This is a genomic window from Novosphingobium sp., from assembly GCF_965214355.1.
Classification (GTDB): Bacteria; Pseudomonadota; Alphaproteobacteria; order Sphingomonadales; family Sphingomonadaceae; genus Novosphingobium.
Genome location: NZ_CBDCBI010000002.1, coordinates 3,208,039 through 3,228,313, shown reverse-complemented (window position 1 = coordinate 3,228,313; position 20,275 = coordinate 3,208,039). Strand labels below are relative to the sequence as shown.

General features: G+C 63.5%; 19 protein-coding genes. 11 read left to right on the top strand and 8 right to left on the bottom strand.

What is annotated here, in order from left to right; genetic code table 11:
- Positions 1-99 precede the first annotated feature (99 nt).
- The 8 genes from ACOOE2_RS15010 (at position 100) to ACOOE2_RS14975 (ending at position 10,111) form a co-directional block, all read left to right on the top strand.
- A complete protein-coding gene (locus ACOOE2_RS15010) occupies positions 100-792 on the top strand; it encodes a GntR family transcriptional regulator (RefSeq protein WP_420383794.1) in 693 nt (230 codons plus the stop codon).
- A gap of 117 nt (positions 793-909) precedes the next feature.
- On the top strand, positions 910-2,646 hold the full coding sequence (locus tag ACOOE2_RS15005) for an amidohydrolase (protein WP_420383793.1): 1,737 nt from the start codon (positions 910-912) through the stop codon (positions 2,644-2,646).
- Between the two features lie 10 nt (positions 2,647-2,656).
- Positions 2,657-3,787 (top strand): M42 family metallopeptidase, encoded by a 1,131-nt coding sequence (locus ACOOE2_RS15000; protein ID WP_420383792.1) that lies wholly within the window; start codon positions 2,657-2,659, stop codon positions 3,785-3,787.
- Positions 3,788-3,858: 71 nt separating this feature from the next.
- Complete coding sequence (locus ACOOE2_RS14995; protein ID WP_420383791.1) at positions 3,859-4,734, top strand: class I SAM-dependent methyltransferase; 876 nt, start codon at positions 3,859-3,861, stop codon at positions 4,732-4,734.
- Positions 4,735-4,856: 122 nt separating this feature from the next.
- A complete protein-coding gene (locus tag ACOOE2_RS14990) occupies positions 4,857-5,015 on the top strand; it encodes a hypothetical protein (RefSeq protein WP_420383790.1) in 159 nt (52 codons plus the stop codon).
- Positions 5,016-5,154: 139 nt separating this feature from the next.
- Complete coding sequence (locus ACOOE2_RS14985) at positions 5,155-7,983, top strand: M16 family metallopeptidase (protein ID WP_420383789.1); 2,829 nt, start codon at positions 5,155-5,157, stop codon at positions 7,981-7,983.
- 49 nt (positions 7,984-8,032) lie between these two features.
- The gene (locus tag ACOOE2_RS14980; RefSeq protein ID WP_420383788.1) at positions 8,033-8,200 is read left to right on the top strand and encodes a hypothetical protein; all 168 of its coding nucleotides are present in this window, start codon (positions 8,033-8,035) and stop codon (positions 8,198-8,200) included.
- Positions 8,201-8,491: 291 nt separating this feature from the next.
- Positions 8,492-10,111 (top strand): inorganic phosphate transporter, encoded by a 1,620-nt coding sequence (locus tag ACOOE2_RS14975; protein ID WP_420383787.1) that lies wholly within the window; start codon positions 8,492-8,494, stop codon positions 10,109-10,111.
- 106 nt (positions 10,112-10,217) lie between these two features.
- Here the strand turns inward: ACOOE2_RS14975 and ACOOE2_RS14970 are convergent, their stop codons facing one another.
- The 8 genes from ACOOE2_RS14970 to ACOOE2_RS14935 form a co-directional block, all read right to left on the bottom strand.
- A complete protein-coding gene (locus ACOOE2_RS14970; RefSeq protein ID WP_420383786.1) occupies positions 10,218-10,781 on the bottom strand; it encodes a nucleotidyltransferase family protein in 564 nt (187 codons plus the stop codon).
- Positions 10,778-11,680, bottom strand: a complete 903-nt coding sequence (locus tag ACOOE2_RS14965; RefSeq protein WP_420383785.1) for an XdhC family protein — start codon at positions 11,678-11,680, stop codon at positions 10,778-10,780. The genes ACOOE2_RS14970 and ACOOE2_RS14965 overlap by 4 nt, the downstream gene beginning before the upstream one ends.
- Positions 11,681-11,708: 28 nt before the next feature.
- Complete coding sequence (locus ACOOE2_RS14960; protein WP_420383784.1) at positions 11,709-12,245, bottom strand: cytochrome C; 537 nt, start codon at positions 12,243-12,245, stop codon at positions 11,709-11,711.
- 50 nt (positions 12,246-12,295) lie between these two features.
- Entirely contained in the window at positions 12,296-12,874 is a 579-nt protein-coding gene (locus ACOOE2_RS14955) for a methylamine dehydrogenase light chain (RefSeq protein ID WP_420383783.1), read from the bottom strand.
- A gap of 48 nt (positions 12,875-12,922) precedes the next feature.
- Positions 12,923-13,525 carry a redoxin family protein gene (locus ACOOE2_RS14950; protein ID WP_420383782.1) on the bottom strand — a complete coding sequence of 201 codons (603 nt, stop codon included), beginning with the start codon at positions 13,523-13,525 and terminating at the stop codon, positions 12,923-12,925.
- Between the two features lie 6 nt (positions 13,526-13,531).
- Positions 13,532-14,098 (bottom strand): MauE/DoxX family redox-associated membrane protein, encoded by a 567-nt coding sequence (locus ACOOE2_RS14945; protein ID WP_420383781.1) that lies wholly within the window; start codon positions 14,096-14,098, stop codon positions 13,532-13,534.
- Between the two features lie 14 nt (positions 14,099-14,112).
- Positions 14,113-15,318: an amine dehydrogenase large subunit gene (locus ACOOE2_RS14940; RefSeq protein ID WP_420383780.1), complete on the bottom strand. Its 1,206-nt coding sequence runs from the start codon at positions 15,316-15,318 to the stop codon at positions 14,113-14,115.
- Between the two features lie 126 nt (positions 15,319-15,444).
- Positions 15,445-16,230 carry a TetR/AcrR family transcriptional regulator gene (locus ACOOE2_RS14935; RefSeq protein ID WP_420383779.1) on the bottom strand — a complete coding sequence of 262 codons (786 nt, stop codon included), beginning with the start codon at positions 16,228-16,230 and terminating at the stop codon, positions 15,445-15,447.
- 425 nt (positions 16,231-16,655) lie between these two features.
- Between ACOOE2_RS14935 and peaA the strand changes: the two genes are divergently transcribed.
- The 3 genes from peaA to qhpC are packed head-to-tail and all read left to right on the top strand — an operon-like array spanning position 16,656 to position 20,211.
- Entirely contained in the window at positions 16,656-18,428 is a 1,773-nt protein-coding gene (gene peaA, locus ACOOE2_RS14930; RefSeq protein WP_420383778.1) for a quinohemoprotein amine dehydrogenase subunit alpha, read from the top strand.
- Complete coding sequence (peaB, locus tag ACOOE2_RS14925; RefSeq protein WP_420383777.1) at positions 18,425-19,885, top strand: quinohemoprotein amine dehydrogenase maturation protein; 1,461 nt, start codon at positions 18,425-18,427, stop codon at positions 19,883-19,885. Before peaA ends, peaB begins: the two co-directional genes overlap by 4 nt.
- Positions 19,882-20,211 carry a quinohemoprotein amine dehydrogenase subunit gamma gene (gene qhpC, locus ACOOE2_RS14920; protein WP_420383776.1) on the top strand — a complete coding sequence of 110 codons (330 nt, stop codon included), beginning with the start codon at positions 19,882-19,884 and terminating at the stop codon, positions 20,209-20,211. Before peaB ends, qhpC begins: the two co-directional genes overlap by 4 nt.
- Positions 20,212-20,275 lie beyond the last annotated feature (64 nt).

Genomic DNA, 20,275 nt, shown 5'->3' with positions numbered 1-20,275 from the left:
GGCGATATTGTCCCTTGGCAAGAGATATGCGATCGCCGAACATGCCCTACTGGCCGAGTGCGATCGGCCCTTGACCCGGTGCGCAGGATAATCGAACGCATGAAAGCCGTTACGAGTGCCGACCCGTACCCCGATGGCGCAGATGGCGACATCCCCGCATCCTTGCGCGAAAAAGTCTATGAAGACCTGCGCTGGCGGCTGATCACCGGGCGGATCGCGCCGGGCGTGGGCATTTCGACGCGCGGGCTGGCGCTCGAAATGGGGGTCAGCCAGATGCCGGTGCGCGACGCGCTCAGCCGCATCGCGGCCGAGGGCGCGGTGGAAATCCGTTCGAAGCGCGCGGTGATGGTGCCGCGCATGACGCCTGTACGATTCGAGGAAATCATGCAGTTGCGCCGCCTGCTCGAACCGATGGTGTCGCGCGCCGCGCTGCCGCACATCACGCCGGACGTCGTGCGCCAGATCCGCCAGGCCGATGCCGCGATCGATGCTGCGCTCGCGGGCGGCGACGTGCGCGCCTACATGGATTCGAACCACCGGTTTCATTCGCTGATTTATGGCGCCGCGCCGCTGCCGCTGGCGCTGCGCATGATCGAAAGCCTGTGGATGCAGTTCGGCCCGTTCATGCGGGTGGTCTATGGCCGCTATGGCACGGCCAATCTGGTCGATCAGCATCGCCAGGCGATCGCCGCGATCGTCGCCGGCGATGCCGATGCGCTGGTCGCCGCGGTCAGCGCCGACATCGGCGATTGCGCGGATTTGATGCAGGATTGGGAGCGACTGAACCTCTGAATCCTCGCCGTTTGGCGCAGGCTCCAGGAGGGACCGGCATCCTATTTGTATCGCGCATCTTGCTCCGGCGCGCGGTGCGCGCCATGCTGGGCGCGGATTGCAAACGGGGGATGAGTGATGATGACTGCAAAGCTGGCGTTGAGCGCGCTGTTGCTGAGCGCCAGTGCGCTGCCGATGACAGCCCATGCCAAGGAAGCGGTCGACCTGATCCTGCATGACGGCAAAGTGCTGACAGTCGATGCGGCGTTTTCGGTGCAGAGCGCGGTGGCAGTCAAAAAGGGCCGGATCGTGGCGACCGGCGGTGAAAACCTGCTCGATCGGTATAGCGCGGGGCAGGTGATCGATCTGCACGGGCGGACGCTGATGCCCGGGTTCATCGACGCGCATCTCCATCCGATCCCGGTCGGCCCGAGCGACATCAATCCGCTGGTCGCGCATTCGATTACCGAGATCCAGGACATGCTGCGCAAGAAAGCGGCCGAACTCGGGCCCGGCAAATGGATTACCGGTTATGGCTGGCAAGAGGCTGCGCTGGCCGAAAAGCGCAATCTGACACGTGCCGATCTCGATGCGGCGGCGCCCGATAACCCGGTGTTGCTGGTGCGCGCCGGCGCGCATTCTGCCGTGGCGAGCACGCTGGCGCTGAAACTGGCCGGCGTCGATCGCACCACGCCCGATCCCAAGGGCGGGCTGATCGAACACGATGCCAAAGGCGAGCCGGGCGGGATCATCCGCGAGCGGCAGGATATCGTGGCGCGCGTCATCCCCCGGCCGGCCTGGGGCGAGATGAAGGCGCCGATGATCAAGACGCTGAAAGGGTTTCTGGCGCTCGGCATCACCAGCTTTCACGATGCCAGCGGCAAGATCGATGACGAGCCCGTCGGGCAGGGCGGTGTCGCCGCCGATGCGCCGGGTGCGGAAATCGCGCCGGGCGAAATGACCTTTGCCCGCGCGCGTGCGCTTTATGCCGAAATGGGCGACCAGTTGCCGCGCGTGACGTTGTATATCTCGTACCCCGGCGCGGAGCGGCTGAAATCGTTTCCGCATCACACCGGTTATGGCGACGATCGCGTGCGGCTGGGCGCGATCGGTGAAAACCTGGTCGATGGCGGGTTTACCGGGCCGACTGCGTGGATGCTGGTCGATTACAAGGGGCAGCCCGGATTTCGCGGCAAGGGCCGCTATACCGATGCCGAATTGCAGGAGATGGTCGACACGTCGAACCGCCTGGGGTGGCAGATGGGGCTGCACTGCATCGGCGATGCCGCGATCGTGCAGACGATCAACGCCTATGCCAAATCGCTCGAAACCATTCCCGACCCCAACCATGCGCCGGATGACCGCCGCTGGTTCACCGACCATTTTACGATCATGCCGCCCGAAGCGACGATGGCGACGATGGCGCGTGACCACATCTGGATCGCGCAGCAGCCGAACTTTCTGTACAATCTGGAAAACCGCTATGTCGCGCTGCTCGATGACTGGCGGCTGGCGCACAACAATTCGATTGCCACGCCGGCGCATAAATTCGGTATTTTCGTAGCCTTCAGCAGCGACAACCTGCCGGTCGGGCCGTTGGTCGGGCTGTATGCCGCGATCACGCGCAAGGGGCCCAGCGGCGCAGTGCATGGCGCCGAAGAAGCGGTCAGCCGCCCCGAAGCGATCCGCATGTACACCGCCAACGGCGCCTATCTGTCGCGCGAGGAACACGAAAAGGGCACGATCGAGGCGGGCAAGCTGGCCGACATGATCGTGCTGTCGTTCGATCCGCTGAACGCCGACCCGCAGGCGTTTCTCGATGGCCATGTCGACATGACGTATGTCGGCGGCAAGCAGGTCTACGCCCGGCCCTGAGGAGAAATCGATGCGAACCCTGATTGTCGCTGCCCTGCTACTTGGCTGTGCTTCGCCCGCGTCGGCAGACCCTGCGCAAGACCTGTTGCGCGATCTGAGCAATGCGCCGGGTCCGTCAGGGTTTGAAGAACCCGTGCGCGCGATCATGCTGCCGCAGATGAAATCGCTGGCCGACGACGTGCGGTTCGACGGCCTGGGTTCGGTCATCGCGCGGCAGGGCAGCAGCGGGCCGCGGATCATGCTCGATGCGCATATGGACGAATTGGGCGGCATGTTGCGCCGGGTCACGCCCGACGGGTTCGTATCGATGCAGATGCTCGGCGGGTGGCTTGATCAGGCGCTGGCCGGGCAACGCTGGATCATCATCGGCAGCAAGGGCCCGGTCCACGCGGTCAGTTCGATCCGCGATATCCATCTGGCGACAACCGAAGAACGCAGCGCACTGATCAAACGCGATCAGGTGTTCCTGGACACCGGCGCCAGATCGGCGGCCGAAGTCGCTGCGCTGGGCATTGCGCCGGGCGATCCGATCGTGCCTGACAGCGCGTTTCAGGACATGAACGGCACCGGCAACTACGCGGGCAAGGCGTGGGATGACCGCGTCGGTTGCGCGGTCCTGTTGATGGCCATGCAACGCCTGAAATCGGCCGGGCATCCCAACCAGATCTATTTCGTCGCGACTGTCCAGGAAGAGGTCGGGCTGCGCGGCGCGCGCGCGGCGACGGCCCTTGTGAAACCGGACATCGGGATCGCGATCGAGGGCGGCGTGACCGGTGACGCCGGCGGTGCCCACCTCGAGGAATCGCAGGTGAAGCTCGGCGCGGGGCCCGGCGTATTCCTCTACGACAGCAGCGCGATGCCCAATCGCAAGCTGACGGCGCTGTTGCGCAAGGTCGCTGCGGCGCAGAACCTGCCGCTGCAAGTGGACCTGGTGCAGGGCTATGGCGACGATTCTGCCGAAATGCAGACCGTCGCGGGCGGCGCGCCCACGATCAATATCGTCGTCCCCGCCCGGTACACCCATGTCCATACCGGCATCATCAATCGCCGCGATTTCGACCAGACGGTCGATCTGGTCGTTGCGTTGTTGCGGCGGCTGGATGCAGGCACTGTATCGGAATTGCGCGATTTTACACGATAAGGCTTTTTCATTCGACCGGTGGCGCTTGCGGCGTGTATCAGGGGTCGTGCGTTATGAAGGATGTGAGTGCCATGATTGATCATCGCCGGATTTTGATTGCTGCCAGCCTCGGGCTTACCGTCGCGCTCGGCGCCCTTCCCGCAATGGCGGCACCAGCGCCAGACAAGGGCGCCATGCCGGTAGATCCCGTGTTGCGGACCGCGATCGACAGCCCGTTGCGCGATGGCGCGCTGCGCGCGCGCGATGGCGCGCGTCATCCGCTCGAATCGCTGGAATTCTGGGGTCTGAAGCCCGGGATGACAGTGATCGACATTCAGCCCGGCAGTGGCTGGTGGACCGATATCCTGGCGCCGTATCTGATGCGCACCGGCGGGCACTATATCGCCGCGGGCGCCGATCTGGATAATCCGGCGACGAGCGCGGGCGCGCGCAAGGGACGCGCCAATTTCGAGGCGAAATACGGCCAGAAGGCGGTCTATGGCGATGTCAAAGTCGTCGGTTTCGGCACGAAATCGGGTCCGCTCGCGCCTCCGGGCACAGTCGACCTGGTGCTGGTGTCGCGCGAAACGCACAATTGGGTGGAAGGCAATTTCATCGCCAAGGCGTTTGCCGATATTCACGCCGCGCTGAAACCGGGCGGGATCATGGCGATCGAGGATCACCGCGCGCGCCCCGGGGCCGATCCGATGAAAGGCGATGGCTATCTGTCCGAAGCCTATGTGATCGAACAGGCGAAGAAAGCCGGCTTCGTGCTGGCCGCGCGTTCGGAGATAAACGCCAATCCGCTTGATACCAAGGACCATCCGTTCGGCGTGTGGACACTGCCCCCGACGCGCCAGTCCGCACCATCGGGCCAGCCCGACAATGCCGCATTCGATCACACGAAGTACGACGCGATCGGCGAAAGCGACCGCATGACATTGAAATTCGTCAAGGCCGCAATGTAATCCTGCCGCGCGATAGCCGGGAACATTCACTGGCATCAGGCATTTTTGCGGTTGGGGTTGATGATTTCTCCTGCCCAGCGCATTCGGTTACTGCCCAGTCTAAAGACAGAGGGACTATCTTCATGATCAATTCCAAACGCAAAATGCTGCTCGGCGCAGTTTTGTCGGCCGTATCGGTGGTTGCACTCGCCACCCCGGCAGAGGCCTATTGGCATCATCGCCATTGGCATCACCATCACTGGCATCACCATCACCGCGCCTACGTCAAGATCCATCTCTGACGACTGTGCGCTGACTGGTTCGGCGGTTTGACGTGGCCCGGGAGCGCAAGCTTCCGGGCTTCGTTTTTTGTGCGCAAGGTCAGCCCAGGTTAAGCCCCTCTCCTTCAGGGGAGGGGGACAAGCAGAAACAGGATTTTCCATGGTATTGCGCGGCTCGGTCAGTCTGTTCGCTCTTCTCCTGGCCATGCCGGCGCTGGCCGGTACAATTGATGCAGGCGGGGCGCCTGTCAAACAGCCCGGCCAGTGGGCGCAGGATTATGTCCACCGCGAGGCCGATCCTGCGGTGCGCTTCGGCACGCTGCCCAATGGCATGCGCTATGCGATCATGCATAACGATACCCCCAGCGACGGCGTTGCCATGCGGCTGCGCATCGGGTCGGGGTCGCTGAAGGAACGCGACGACGAGCAGGGCCTGGCGCATTACCTGGAACACATGGCATTTCGTGGCAGCGCCAATATCGCCGATGGCGAAGTCGTGCGCATGCTCGAGCGGCAGGGTCTGCGGTTTGGCCCCGATACCAATGCGTTCACCGCGCAGGACGAAACCGTCTATATGTTCACGTTCCCCAAATCGGATGCCAGCGCGCTCGATACCGGGATGACGCTGTTTCGCGAAATCGGCCAGCGCCTGCTGCTCAGCCCGGCGGCAGTCGATGCCGAACGCGGTGTGATCCTGTCTGAAGAGCGATTGCGCGACACGCCGTCGTATCAGTCGTTCAAGGCCGACCTGGCCAATTCCCTGGCCGGGACGCGCGTGCCGGAGCGGTGGCCGATCGGCCTCGTATCGACGATCAAGGCCGCCACGCCAGGGCGCCTGCGCCGGTTCTACGAAGCGAACTATCGACCGGACAATGCGACGATCGTGATCGTCGGCAATATCGATCCGGCCAAAGTCGAGGCACAGCTCAAGGCGCGTTTTTCCGACTGGACGTCGGCCGTGCCCGCAGACCGGCTGGACCCGGGCGTGCCCAGACCTGCCCATCCGGCGGCAGAATTCGTTGCTCCCGGCGCGCCCGACACGCTCAGCCTGTCGTGGCAGCGCCCGGCCGATCCGCGCGCCGAGACGCTGGCCTATGATCGGGAAAAAATCGCCGAACTGGTCGCCTCGACCGTGCTCAACAACCGCCTGGCCGATCGCGCGGCGCATCCGGGCAGCCCTTATGTCGGCGCGCAGGCGCAGGAAACACCATCGCTGTACGGCGTGGCCGGGCTGACATTCCTGCAGATATCGGCAAGCCCCGCCAAATGGCACGAAGCGCTGGCCGCCGTGGTCGAGGAACAGCGCCGGTTGGTGAGCGGCGGCGCCGGTGAAACCGACCTGAAACGCGCGCTGACGCAGATCACCACGCTGTTCGAATCCGCCGCTGCCAATGCGCCCACGCGCAAGGACGGCGACATCGCCGATGCGCTGATCGCCGCAGCCAATGACGACCAGGTCTATACCAGTCCGGCGCAGGATCTGGCCATCGCTCGCCCGATGCTGGCAGCGCTGACGCCGGCCGATATCAGCGCCGCGCTGACCCGGCTGTTTTCGGGCACCGGGCCGGTGTTGTTTCGCGCGGCGCAGGCGGGGCCGGTCGGCGCGCCTGCACTGGCGGCCGCGCTCGCCACCGATCGCACCGCCGTGCTTGCTGCGCGCGCGCAGGAGGCTGCGGTCACGTGGCCCTATACCCGTTTCGGCGCGCCCGGCATGATGTCCTCGCGCCGCGATGATGCCGCGCTTGGCACGACCGAAGTGCGTTTTGCCAATGGCAGCCGCCTGCTGGTCAAACCGACCGCCTATGAAAAGGATCGCATCACGATCAAGGTCGCGCTCGGCAATGGCCGCGCCGGTACCGATCCGGCGCTGGTCCACGCGCTGTGGGCGACCGGCCTGACCCCGACGGGCGGAACCGCGAAATTGCCGGCGGGCGATATCGACCGCTGGGCGCAGGCAGGCGGGCGCACGATCGATGTGCAGATGGCCGCCGATCCGCGCGCATTCGTATTGGGCGGGACCACACGGCCGGTCGATTTCGTCAGCGAGATGGAGGTCTTGACCGCGCAGATGCGCGATCCCGGCTATCGCCCCGAACTGGCTGACAAGCTGAACGCGGTCGGCCCGATGATAGCGGGCCAGATCGAGGCGAATGCGGGTGCGGTTTTCAGCCGGGCATTGCACCGCACGATGACCGGCAGGACCGACCGCTATGTCGACGTTCCCGATGGCCCGGATATTGCGGCAACGCACGCCTCTGACCTCTCCGCCATGTTGAAAACGGCGCTGGCCGGCCCCGCCGACGTCGTGATCGTCGGCGATGTTACGGTCGACCAGGCTATCGCGGCGATGACGACGACATTTGCGGCCGGACCGGCGCTGCCCGCACGGATCGAGCCCGATCGGCATCCGCTGGCGGTGGCTGGCGGGCGCGATCCGGTCATCGCCACGCACACCGGGCGTGCCGATCAGGCGTATTACGGCGAATACTGGGCGCAACCCGATTACTTCACCGACGCCAAGGCAAGCTATGTCGCCAAAGTCGCGATTGCCGTGCTGCAATCGCGGCTGATCGACACTGTCCGCGAAAAGCTGGGGCTCACGTATTCGCCGCAGACCGATGCCGTGGCATCGGTGCAGTTGCCCGGCGTCGGCTATCTGGGTGCGGTGCTCGAAACGCCGCCTGCAAACTTTGCGACGTTCCACACGCTGCTGCACCAGGAACTTGCCGATCTGGCGGCGCACCCGGTCACCCCCGATGGGCTCGACCGGGCGCGCCGCCCGTTGATCGAGGGCCGCACCAAGGACATGGAGGGCAATGCGTTCTGGGCATCGTGGCTGCCACTGGTGTTGCGCGATCCGCGTGTGCGGCAATCGGTGCTGGAGACCAAGGCGGGGTATGCAGCGGTCGGCGTGGCGGATGTCCAGGCGCTGTTTGCACGGCTGGCCGCCGATCCCGCGCCGATCGTGGTCGAAGCGCGCGCGAAGTAGACTTGGGTCAGGCGCGCCTGTACAGGCCGGCCAAAGCAAAGGACACGTTTTGGCCGATCTCTATCTCAAGGCGCTGGAATCAGAGCGCAAGGCGCTGTGGGCGACATGCCGGCTGAAAGGCCTGCCCAGCGATACCCCCGAACGCCAGCGCATCGCCGTGCTCGACGAACTGCTGGCCGAACACAAGGTAAAGCGCAAGGCCAAGCGCCAGGGTTGAACATGCGCGGCGTCGGTCGAGTCGACCTCGAGCACTAAATCTTCACCCGCATGCCAACCTATCCTCCTCGTCATCCCGGACTTGATCCGGGATTGTGCTTTTTTCCGACGCCGGAGCGAAGAAGAAGCACAATCCCGGATCAAGTCCGGGATGACGGAAGAAGAATGGGGAAGAACGGCGCCACTGCAAACCCGCGAGCCCAAATGACCGCCATAGTTACAATTGAGTCACACAACCGTCACAGCCGACGGGCAAAGGAAGTGTTGATGGGCGATTAAGGAGTTAACCGCAATGAACGCTACCGCTGCCGCGATGCCGGCGACTGGGCCAAACGCGCGGCCAAATCTCGATAACGGATTGGGCGACGTCGGACTGTACGGATTTCTGGCGGTGATGCTCGCGGGCCTCGGGTTCGTCGCGTACAGCATCTATAGCGATGCGACCGCTGCCGGGGTGCAGTCGATCACGTTTCTGCCGTTTGTCATGCTGTTTCTGGCGCTTTTGATCGCGCTCGGCTTTGAATTCGTGAACGGTTTTCACGACACTGCCAATGCCGTTGCCACGGTCATCTATACCAATTCGCTGCCGGCAAACGTCGCAGTGGTGTGGTCGGGTTTCTTCAACTTCCTGGGCGTGATGGCATCGACCGGTGCGGTCGCATTCGGCATCGTGTCGTTGCTGCCGGTGGAACTGATCCTCCAGGTGGGTGGCCAGGCCGGGTTTGCGATGGTCTTTGCGCTGCTGATCGCGGCAATCATCTGGAACCTGGGCACCTGGTACCTGGGCATCCCGTCGTCGTCTTCGCACACGTTGATCGGTTCGATCATCGGCGTGGGCGTGGCCAACGCACTGATGCATGGCCGTGCGGGGACTGCCGGCGTGGATTGGGAACAGGCGACCAAGATCGGTGAAGCGCTGCTGTTTTCGCCGCTGATCGGCTTCTTTGCCGCGCTTATGCTGTTCGTCGCGGCCAAGGCGGTCATCCGCATTCCGGCCTTGTACAAGGAACCCCATGGCACGACACCGCCGCCATTGTGGATCCGCGGCCTGCTCGTGCTGACCTGCACCGGCGTGTCGTTTGCCCATGGGTCGAACGACGGGCAAAAGGGCATGGGCCTGATCATGCTGATCCTCATCGGCATCGTGCCCACCGCCTATGCGCTCAACCGCGCGGTTCCGGCCACTTACGAGGCGCAGTTCCACTCGACTTCGGCCGCAGCGGTCGGCGTATTCGGCGCACACAACAACCCCGCCGTTACGCCGACGATCGACGCGGCGCGGGCCGAAGTGACGCAGTACATCGCGGTACACAAGTTTACGCCGAACACGATGGGTTCGCTCACCGTGCTGTCGAGCGACATCGACAAGCAGGTTGCCGCTTACGGTTCGCTGGCCAAAGTGCCCGCCGCCGTGACACGCAACATCCGCAACGACATGTACCTGACATCGTCGGCGATGAAGCGCCTGGGCAAGGAAAAGGCGCTCGCGCTCAATCCGGCCGAAGTGGCCTCGCTCGACGCCTACAAAAAGAACCTCGACAAGGCGACGCAGTTCATCCCGACCTGGGTCAAGGTCGCGGTCGCGATCGCGCTGGGCCTCGGCACGATGATCGGCTGGAAGCGGATCGTGGTGACGGTCGGTGAAAAGATCGGCAAGGACCACCTGACATATGCTCAGGGCGCGGTCGCCGAACTGGTGACGATGGTGACGATCAGCGCGGCCGACAGCTTCGGCCTGCCGGTATCGACCACCCACGTGCTGTCGTCGGGCGTTGCCGGCGCCATGGCGGGCAATGGCTCGGCGCTGCAGATGGCAACATTGCGCAATCTGGCGATCGCCTGGGTGCTGACATTGCCGGTCTCGATCCTGCTGTCGGGCTTCCTATATGTGGGCCTGTCGCAGATCATCTGATCCGCATCTGCCTCTGGGTTCAAAAAACCCCTCCCGCCAGTGGCGGGAGGGGTTTTTTATGGCATTCGCACGTCCCCTGCGAGCGGGGAGCGGAGAACAAGGTGCCTCAAGAATCCAGCCAGTCTTGCGCGCGCGCCAGATCATCGGGCGTGTCGACATCGAGTGCGGCCTCATCGTGTAGCGCAATCGTCGGGGCGTCGCGCAACAGCGAGCCGGCGCCGCGGTCGCCAGCCAGCCCGGCCAGCGCAGCGAAATGCCGTGCGCCGAACAGCGCCGGCGGCATCACGCTGTCTGGCCCAAGGCCGGCGAGGCGATCACCGTCGAACTGCGCCAGCATCGCGTCGAAATGGCTGCGCGGCACCAGCGGCATGTCAGCCAGCGCGATCAGGACGGCGTCAACCTTGCAAGCGCGGGCCGCCGCGATGCCCAATGCCAGCGATCGCGATTGTGGCGCGCCGGGCGGATCGAGCATGATCGTGCGATAGCCAGGCAGGGGCGGGGTGTCGGGGCGTATCACGGCGAAATGCGCGGCGAACGGTATCGCGCTCAGGATATCGGATGCATGATGCGCCAAGGGCTTACCCGCCAATATCGCCGCCAGTTTTCCGCCCCCGAACCGTTCGCCGCGTCCTGCCGCAAGCAAAACCAGCGCGACCCGGTCTGGGTTCACGGTTGCAGTTCGCGTGACCGACCCACCCAGCCGTTTCGCGCGGCGCAGGCTTCGTAATGCTGCACCAGTTCGGCCAGGATCGACAGCGCCAGCGTGGCCGGATGCCGGGTCGCAGGGATCAGGCCGATCGATCCGCGCAGGGCATCGACCTGGGGCCCGGGCACGCCGGCGGCGCGCAGCGCGTCAAGCCGGGCCTGATGCGTGCGGGGGCTGCCCACCGCACCGTAGTAAAATCCACTCAGGCCGAGCGCCTGGGGGAGCAGGAATTCCTCCCAGTCGTGATCGTGGAAGACGAAAACAAACGCCGTCCAGGGATCGCCTGTCAGCGTCGGCAGCGCTGTCCGGCTGACAAGCGGCAAGACGCCGTCAACGTCGGCGCCCTCGTCATTCGGCGCGTAGGCTTCGACGTCCAGCCCAAAAACCCGTGCCAGACGCACCAGTGCCAGCACATCCTCACCGTGGCCCAGCGTGACCAGCCGCAGGCGCGGCACATAGTGCTGGATGTGGTCGCCAAGCTGCAGCGTTGCGGGCTCGCGCCGGTCGAGACGCGCGAGTGCATCGGCGATCGCGGCGCGGTCGGGGTTCGGCATGAACAGCAGGTCGATACCGCCGCCGCAGGGCAGGCGTACGTCGATATAGGGTGATCCGATGCCATACCGCACCTGACGGGGTGCGCCTGCGGCCAACACCTCGATCGCTTCGGCGATGATCGCGCTTTCGATGCAGCCGCCGGAAAACGATCCGACATGACGCCCGTCGGCCAGCACTGCCATCTGGGTGCCGATCGCGCGCGACGAACTGCGCTCGATCCCTGTCAGCGTGATCAGAACGCCGCCAATGCCGGCGTGTGCCCCCTCATCGATCAGCCGCAGGGTATCGACCGGATGCGCCGCAATCATCGCTGGGCCCGGCGGAGCGATCGCGTTGTCACTGGGTCGGCCAGATGACGGTTCCGGGGGCTTTTTCGACGTACAGATCGCGCATCGAGGCGGGCGCGTGGCATTGCGCCACGATCTGGTTGGCCAGGCGCAGGCGTTCCGCAGTCAGATTGGCGTTGGTCAGCGCCAGCTTGCGATTATACGTGACCTCATCGGCGGTGAACGGCTTCGTACCGGCGGGCGCGGTGCCGTTGCCCAGCACGAACACGACGTAATTCATCAGATCGGCCAATTCGGCGTTATCGGTGATCCGGCTGTGCGCCACATTGGGCAGGCGCAGCAAATAGGCGCGCGCCTCGGGCGTGCACATGAACCAGCCGACCCGGTTTGCCAGCTCGGGCAAGTGGGCGGGCACGGTATCGCCGCGTACGCCGTGGCATCCGCCGCAATTTTCGATGTAATCGATCTTGGCCTGCGCCGGATCCGACATCGTGCTGGCCGGATCGAACGCAGGGGCGGCGTGAACACCGCCCCGCGCAAAGATCATCACGGACGCTAGCACAATCGCGCCCAGCGTAGCCAACATTTTTCCGGCATTTGGCGTCCGGGTAACGGATCGCATAGTCATATTCAGCCTCAGGCGGGGCCCACCATGACGGCGGTCGAGCAGTGGTATTCCATGCTCTTCGTGCCGAAGCACCAGATGATATCATTGTTGAGCTGCTGCGTATAGAGCTGGGTCTCGCGGTCCTGACCATCGCAATTGCACTTGGCCGAAAACGATTTGCCGCAGCAGTCGCGATACGCGATCAGATAGGCCTTGCCGTCTTCGGGATTGATGCAGGTGCCGACCCACGACACCGGCGAGGGCTCGGCGCCCGGTGGGCACGAATGGATGCCGCCGCCCGAACAGGTGCACAGCGATCCGTCGATTGCGCAATAGCGCCAGTACGAGCATTTGGTGTCGTCAGTGGTCTGCGCGTTTCGCGCAAACGTGGTCTTGGTTTCGGGCGAGCGGTCGGGCTTCGACGCGGCTTCGGCGCGGCTGACAGGCAGCAGTGGAAACACCGGTGCCGCGACCAGCGCGGTTCCGATGCGGGCAAGCATGCCGCGACGCGACGTGCCGCCGGCAAATTTGCGCAGAACTTTTTCGCCCCAGCCGGTATTGGACTGGCTCGTGGTGTTAAGTGGCTTGGCTGAACTCAGAATTGTCATTGTATCCCCCGTCAATCCGGTCGGTCTGTTTCGTTTCGGTTCCGGCGATCAGGCCAGTTCCGGCTTCAATCCGTCGATATAGTCCTGCACCGATCGCACACCCATTTCATGAGCGACGACCAGGCTTTCGAGATGTTCGCGGCTGTTCACCAGGCCCTTCGACAAGATCACGCCATCGGCATCGAGCAGCACCGCGAACGGCAGCTTGCCCACTTCATAGGCCTGCCCGACTTCGGGACCGTTGATGAACTGGTATCCGGTCAGGCCGTGGCGCTCGATCATCGCGCGCTGGGTCGGCACATCGTCATCGCCGACGAATATCAGCTGCACGCGTTCGTCGCGCGCAAAGCTCTTGGCCATCGGGATCAGGTTCTTGCACAGCGGACACGTTGCCGACACGAACATCAGCAGGCGCAGCGCCGATCCGGGCGCGGCGCCGCCGATCATGACTTCGGCGCCATCGAGCGTCGTGGCGGGCAGCACGCTGGCCTTCGCGCCCACGGCCGGTCCGCCTGCGGTGGTCAGCGCACCAGCCGGGGCCACGCGGATATGCAGCACGCCCACCTGCCGCGCCAGTGCCAGTATGGTGACGACCAGCGCAAGGATGACCACCCAGGCAAAGATCGACGAGATGAGAAGTGCAGTCAGCATGAAAGGTTATCTCCGTCCACTGGCCAGCGGAGAAGCCGCCAGCGCGGTGAGCGCGTTGTAAAGCAGGAAAAACAGGAAGAGGCACAGCCCTGCGACAAGCGCCAGCGCGACATTGCCCGCCACGAACCCGGTGGGCGGGACGATGCCGTACATCGCCACCAGCAACGCCAGCCCGCAATTGCGTATCACGAGACCCCACCCTAGCGGCTGGCGCAGTTGCGACCGGCCGCATCCGCAATCGATCTGGCTGCGCCCGCGCCGGATATTGATCGCCATTGCCGTGGCGAACACCAGAAACAGCGCGGCTGCCGGCAATGCGAGCCAGTGCAGCGGGCCGCTGCCGGTCAGCGAGCTGGCAAGCAGGCCCAGGCCCAGACCCAGTTCGACCAGCGGCAGCAATGTTGCCACCGGCGCGACCATACCCTCTGGCAACAGACGGTAATTGGCCACGACGCCGGGCAGCACGTCCCGGTGCCGCAACTTGGCAAGTCCGGCTTCGACGAACACGATCCCCGTGCCGATGGCACCGGCCAGCCCGGTTTCCATCAGTCCGGTCAGGAAAATGCCGGGCATCACCGCTCTGTCGCTCAGTCGATCACCTGGATCAGGCCCGATCCAGCGTTCTTGATGGTCTGCTTGATCTCGCCGGTAGCCGGATCGATAACTTGCGCCGTGCCGGCAAAGCCCGAACCCGAACCATTGCCTTCGCCTTCGCCAACGACGATCAGCTTTGGCTTGGCTTCCTGGGTGACATTGAGCACCGAAGGATGACCATCGACCGACAGGCGCTTGACCACTTTGTGCGCGGCCAGATCCAGATCCCAGATTTCGGTGCCGCCATCCTTGTGCGACCAGTATTCGCCGCTGTGCATCAGCACGAACAGATGACCCGAAGCGCGATGCAGTGCGATCGGCTGACCACCACCGGGGTACCAGTTGACATCGAGCGGCTTGGTATCGCCCTTGCGCACGCCGGCGGCCTCCTGCAGCGAGAACGGCGTGCTGACCGTCGGCTTGGCGCCGAGCTTGGCGGTATAGACCAGGCCGGTATACGTCAGCATCACGACGCTGTTCTTGGCCTTGTCGTATTGCACATTGTCAAAGATCGGGTCGGTGGTTGCGCCGAAAAACGGCTCCGACCGCGTGATCTCTTCCTTGGCGCCGGTCAGGTTGATCGATGCGATCGAGCCATCCGAACACAGCGCGGCAAGGCCCACGCCGGGATTGAGAATGAGGTCGGCGCAGCCGGGCAGTTCGAAGCTGCGGACGAATTTGCGCTTGGTAAGATCGACGATGTTGACCGACGAGACCGGGCTGAAATTATAGACATACGCGGTCTTGCCGTCATCGCTGACGATGAAATTGTGTTCGCGCCCGCCAACCAGGATGCGCCCCGGAATGTCGATATCACCTTCCAGCTTAAGCGTGGCGCTGTCGTAGACCGAAATGAAGTCCTGGCGCGTGCCGTGCAGGCGGCGCGACCAATCGGTTTCGGCGACGTAATAATGCTTGCCCGCAGGATCGATCGCCATGTCGCCCAGCATCGGGGTTTCGACCTGGGCGATATATTTGCCCGTGTTGGTGTCGTAGATGGCGGTGCCTGGGATCACAAAGCCGCGCTGAACAAAGAACCAGCTGTGCTTGGGCGCAGGCGCGGTGGTGACGCCTGATTCTTCGGGTTCGACCGACGCTGTTGCGGCCAGCGCCGGAGCGGCGCTCATTGCCCCTGCGCCAAGCGTTGCAGCGACCAGGATAGCGGCAGAAAGCCGGAAATTCAGATTAACGGACTTCATTACGCAAAGGCCCCCCTTTGGACGCGTGTGACGAGATCATGCGTCGGTGGCGAGCCGTGAGGCTCGGGTTTGTGATCACAAGTTTGACGCTTGTCCTAATTTAGTCAAGCCTCATTCGCACGCCTCTTACCGCCTTTCTAGCTCGGCGCCTGCACCCTTTTTGACAAGACCGTGAATTTGTTCCGGCGTCACGGTGCGTGCCAGATCGACCAGGTGCGCCACCGCGATCCGCGTGATTGCGGGCATGCGATCCGCCCATGGCTTTTGATACCCCGCAAACGGCGTTACGCCTTCCATGGCGCTGCTGATGAACAATGCGACGGTCTTGACATCGTCGGGCGCCAGCGCGGGGTTCAACTGCGCCACGTATTCGGCAATGTAGTCATGCACGCGCTGGTAAAACACGCGCACGCGGTCGGCGATGAACGGGTTATGATTGGCCAATGCCCACAGTTCGATGAACAGTCGCGTCGTGCGCATGCCGGCAATATCGTCGAGACACATGACGATGATCGCGCGCAACCGGTCTTCCGCGCTCAGGTCAGGCTGGCGCACGCGATTGTCGAGGTGATTGTCATAGCTTTCGAGCATGTCATCGAGCAGGACCTGGATCAGCAGTTCCTTGCGCGGGAAATGATAGCTGACATTGCCGACTTTCATGCCGCATTCGGTCGCAATCCGCCGGATCGTGAAGGCGCCGGCGCCTTCGTTGATCAGCACGCGCAGGGCCGCCTTCAGAATCGCATCGACGGTTTCGGTGCCGCGCAGATACGTGCCAGGCCGCGCAGCGGGGCCGGCCGGCTCGATCGCGGCGGGCACTGCCCTGCCGGACAGGTTGCGAGACCGATTGCCATCGTCATTGTCGTTGATCTGCGACGGCGTCTGCGTTCTCAAGCCGCTGTCTTTCAGCATGATCGGGCCTTTTGATCCAGGAATTAGGCATCGGGCATAGGAATCGGGAATAGGCATTGCGAATTGGCATGACGGCACGGTCCGGCGCCACATATGCCAGCCGTTGATTGTGCGCCATTTGGCGGAATTAGGCCAGACCGAAGATCGTCGTAACCCTTCTAGGTCAAACAGGCGATGGCCCGCAACAAAGTCATTGACCAAACTCTGGACACCTGTTCAGTTTTGCGTGCTTGCATTGCTCGAATCGCGAGGATTGCCGCGACTGGACGGGATCGGGTTTTTGGCGGCTCCGTGTGGCCGGATGATCTTTTTGCCGGTGTGCGACAGACCTGGATCAACATGGACTTGGGGACAAATCTGGTATGACGTGCCCTGTTACAGACCAAGAAAACGAAACGCCCCGGGCAGATGGCGCCCCGGCTGTGGTGCGCAAGGTTCCGCGCGGGGCGCGGCTGTTGATGGTATCGGCCGCGCTGATCACTGCGAGCGCGGTTGCGGGCCAATCGATGTCGGGCGGCGCCGGCATGGCGTCGGCATCGACCGAAACCGAGGACGGCATCCCGGTAACCGATGCGATGACCAAGGAAAAATGCGGCACGTGTCACACCGCCGACGCCAAGGGCAATCTGTCGCGGATTTCATGGATCCGCACCACCCCTGAAGGCTGGGACCAGGCGATCAAGCGCATGGTCCGGCTGAACGGCGCGCAAGTGTCGCCCGAAGAGGCGCGGCACATCATCCATTATCTCGGCTCTGCCCACGGCCTCGCGCCCGAAGAGGCAAGGCCGGTCGCCTATGTCCCTGAAAAGCGGATGATCGACGAAACCAATATTCCCAGCGAATCGGTGCGCGGGTCGTGCGCGGCGTGTCATGCGTTCGGGCAGCCGTTGTCCTGGCGGCGTTCATCGCATGAATGGAAGCTGCTGCAGGATTTCCACGTCGCGCTTTATTCGCAGGCGGATTCGCAATACCGCCGTGCCGCAATCGACGAACCTGGCGAGGTGTTTGGCCAGACCAAGCCTGTCGTCAACAAGCCCGGCTCGATCCCGCTGACGCAAGGCGAAGTCGCGCTGGCCTATCTGCGCAAGGTTGCGCCGTTGCACACCCCCGAATGGACGGCCTGGAGCGCGCGCGAGCAGACCCCGCATCTGGCGGGCAAGTGGCTGGTTTCGGCCAGCCTGCCCGGCCGGGGCCAGTTTTTCGGGACGATGGAGGTCGCACCCGGATCGTCGGGCGAAATATTCGGCACGCGCACCACACTGCAATCGCTGGCAGGGGGCCCGGCGATCACCACCTCGGGCAATGGCGTGGTCTATGGCGGCTATGCCTGGCGCGGGCGCGCAGCGACCGGCGTTGGGGGCAAACCGGCAGCGGATTCGTTCGACCAGCCGATGCGCGAAGTCATGCTGTTTTCGGCCGACCGCAAGACCGCGACCGGCCGCTGGTTCTGGGGCGAATACCAGGAATTCGGCTATGACGTCACGCTTACCCGCGCCGATGGCGCGCCGGTGATCGGCGGGATTTCGGGCGGGGGTATCCTGGCCGGCGCCAGGGGCCAGACCCTGACCATTTTCGGCGATGCATTTCCGGCGGGCCTGACCGCGCGCGATATCGATCTGGGCAAGGGCCTGATGGTCAGCAAGATCGTTTCGGCATCGCCGAGCCAGCTGGTCCTGTCGGTCGATGCGGCACCCGGGGTTACGTCGGGCGTGCATGACGTGACGGTCGGCACAGCCGTCCTGTCGGCAGCGCTGCCGGTTTATCACCATATCGCCTATATCAAGGTCATGCCCGAAACCTCGCTCGCGCGGCTGGGCGGTGCGGCGCATCCGGCCGGGTTCGGCCAGTTCGAAGCGTATGGGTACGACGCAGGCCCCGATGGCAAGCCCTATACCGCCGACGACGTGAAAGTCGGTGTGGTCGATGCCGATTACAGCCTCGAGGAATTCCGTGCTACATGGTTTGACGACGATATCGATTTTGTCGGCAAGATCAGCAAGGCCGGGTTCTTTACCCCCAACCTCGATGGTCCAAATCCGGCGCGATCGGGCAATCGCGACAATTATGGCAATGTGTGGGTCGTGGCGACAGCCAAGACCGCCCGTGACAGCACCGGCAAGCCGTTGATCGGAAAGGCCTACCTCGTGGTCACAATCCCTTCGTTCAAACGCATCGATCAGCCGGAGGTTGAACAATGACCGTACTCCTGGATCACCGCTATCGTGCTGGCGAAATGCACAGGTTCGACGCGTCGGGCGCGGACTTTGTGTATCTGCCCGCGGCCGGCGCGATGTTTGCCTTTGACGAGGCGATCGTTGCGGTCCTGACGCTGGTCGAACAAGGCACCGTGGTACACAGCGATCTGGTCAAGGCGCTGACCGCTGACGGCATGAGCGCGGTCGATGCCGAGGGGCTGTTGCGCGAAATGCGCATGGTCCGCCTGCTCGAGGCGGAAAATATCGTGGCGCAACCGGCGATCGTCGATGCGCCGCCGGCCGATTATCCGTTGCAGGCGCTGGTGCTCAATGTCACCAACCAGTGCAATCTGGCCTGCACCTATTGCTATGAATTCGGCGCCGACAAGATTTCGACGCAGACCGGCAAACCCAAGTACATGACACCGGAAACCGCACGTACCGCCGTGGATTTCCTGCTCGACAGTGCCAAGGGCCGCAAGGCGGTGCATGTGACGTTTTTCGGCGGTGAAACGCTGATGAATTTCCGCCTGCTGAAGGACACGGTCGAATATGCCAACGCGCGTGCGGCGGAAACCGGGCGGCGTTGTACCTACAGCCTGACTACCAACGCCACGCTGCTGACCGACCCGATCATCGATTTCCTCAACGACAACGCCGTGGGCGTGACCGTTTCGATCGATGGTCCCAAGGACATGCAGGATTCGCGCCGCATCTACAAAAGCGGCAAGGGCAGCTATGACGTGATCGAGCCGCGCCTGAAATCGCTGATCGCCAGACACAAGACCCGTGCGGTCACGGCGCGCGTAACCCTGACCGCGGGCAATACCGATGTCGTTGGCATCTACCGCCATCTGAAAGACGTCATCGGATTTCACGAAATCGGCTTTGCGCCGGTAACCACCACCGATGACGGCCATGATTTCGGATTGAACGGCGATGGCATGAGCGACGTGCTCCAGGGATTTCACGATCTGTCGGAGGAATGGCTGCAATATGCGTTGCGCGGCCAGATGCACGGGTTCTCCAACGTGTCGGAAACGCTCAGCGAGCTGGTTTCGGGCACCAACAAGTCGCATCCGTGCGGCGCCGGCCTTGGTCTGCTCGGGGTCAGCCCCGGGGGCGATCTGGCGCCGTGCCATCGCTTTACCGATGCCGATGAACACGTGATGGGCCATATCGACACCGGGATCGATCAGGAAAAGCGCACCGATTTCCTGACGCGCGGCCATGTCGGATCAAAGTACGAATGCACATCGTGCTGGGCGCGGCCACTGTGCGCGGGCGGGTGCCATCACGAGGCGTTTGTCCGGTACAACGACACCGGCCACGCCAACCTCCATTATTGCGACTGGATCCGCCAGTGGACCGATCGCGTCCTGTCAATTTATGGTACGATCGCGGTCCGCAATCCCGAATTTCTGGACCGCTTTGCCGATCGAAAGGGCATGTCGTCATGAAGCACTTGAAACCTCTCAATGCCAAGGCGCGCAAAATCGACGCGGATATGGCAGAACAGGAAGAAGACGTTGTGGCCCTGCAGCAGGCGCCGCGCCCGCACGTTCCGCTGGGGTGCTCGCTGTCGTTTTCGCCAGGCTGGGAAGTCGATGCGTCGGGCGGCACCGCCGGGCTGTGCCAGCCGGCAGAGCGCGATATCTATGACTGCTATGTCACCTGCTTCTGGCCGGTGCAGATGGCCGATCACGTCAACTATTCGGCGGATTGGGCGAGCAATTGCGCCGCCGCGACCAAGGACTGGCGCAGCCTCGACATCATCTTTCCTTGAAGACTGGTCTTCCGGGTCAGCCGTTGGGGGCGGCCGGAACCCGTTTTCATCCACCCTATCCGAA

Coding starts and splice junctions, on each gene's coding strand:
- ACOOE2_RS15010 (WP_420383794.1), top strand. CDS start 100: ATGAAAGCCGTTACGAGTGCCGACCCGTACCCCGATGGCGCAGATGGC.
- ACOOE2_RS15005 (WP_420383793.1), top strand. CDS start 910: ATGATGACTGCAAAGCTGGCGTTGAGCGCGCTGTTGCTGAGCGCCAGT.
- ACOOE2_RS15000 (WP_420383792.1), top strand. CDS start 2,657: ATGCGAACCCTGATTGTCGCTGCCCTGCTACTTGGCTGTGCTTCGCCC.
- ACOOE2_RS14995 (WP_420383791.1), top strand. CDS start 3,859: ATGATTGATCATCGCCGGATTTTGATTGCTGCCAGCCTCGGGCTTACC.
- ACOOE2_RS14990 (WP_420383790.1), top strand. CDS start 4,857: ATGATCAATTCCAAACGCAAAATGCTGCTCGGCGCAGTTTTGTCGGCC.
- ACOOE2_RS14985 (WP_420383789.1), top strand. CDS start 5,155: ATGGTATTGCGCGGCTCGGTCAGTCTGTTCGCTCTTCTCCTGGCCATG.
- ACOOE2_RS14975 (WP_420383787.1), top strand. CDS start 8,492: ATGAACGCTACCGCTGCCGCGATGCCGGCGACTGGGCCAAACGCGCGG.
- ACOOE2_RS14965 (WP_420383785.1), bottom strand. CDS start 11,680: ATGATTGCGGCGCATCCGGTCGATACCCTGCGGCTGATCGATGAGGGG.
- ACOOE2_RS14960 (WP_420383784.1), bottom strand. CDS start 12,245: ATGTTGGCTACGCTGGGCGCGATTGTGCTAGCGTCCGTGATGATCTTT.
- ACOOE2_RS14955 (WP_420383783.1), bottom strand. CDS start 12,874: ATGACAATTCTGAGTTCAGCCAAGCCACTTAACACCACGAGCCAGTCC.
- ACOOE2_RS14950 (WP_420383782.1), bottom strand. CDS start 13,525: ATGCTGACTGCACTTCTCATCTCGTCGATCTTTGCCTGGGTGGTCATC.
- ACOOE2_RS14945 (WP_420383781.1), bottom strand. CDS start 14,098: ATGCCCGGCATTTTCCTGACCGGACTGATGGAAACCGGGCTGGCCGGT.
- ACOOE2_RS14940 (WP_420383780.1), bottom strand. CDS start 15,318: ATGAAGTCCGTTAATCTGAATTTCCGGCTTTCTGCCGCTATCCTGGTC.
- ACOOE2_RS14935 (WP_420383779.1), bottom strand. CDS start 16,230: ATGCTGAAAGACAGCGGCTTGAGAACGCAGACGCCGTCGCAGATCAAC.
- peaB (WP_420383777.1), top strand. CDS start 18,425: ATGACCGTACTCCTGGATCACCGCTATCGTGCTGGCGAAATGCACAGG.
- qhpC (WP_420383776.1), top strand. CDS start 19,882: ATGAAGCACTTGAAACCTCTCAATGCCAAGGCGCGCAAAATCGACGCG.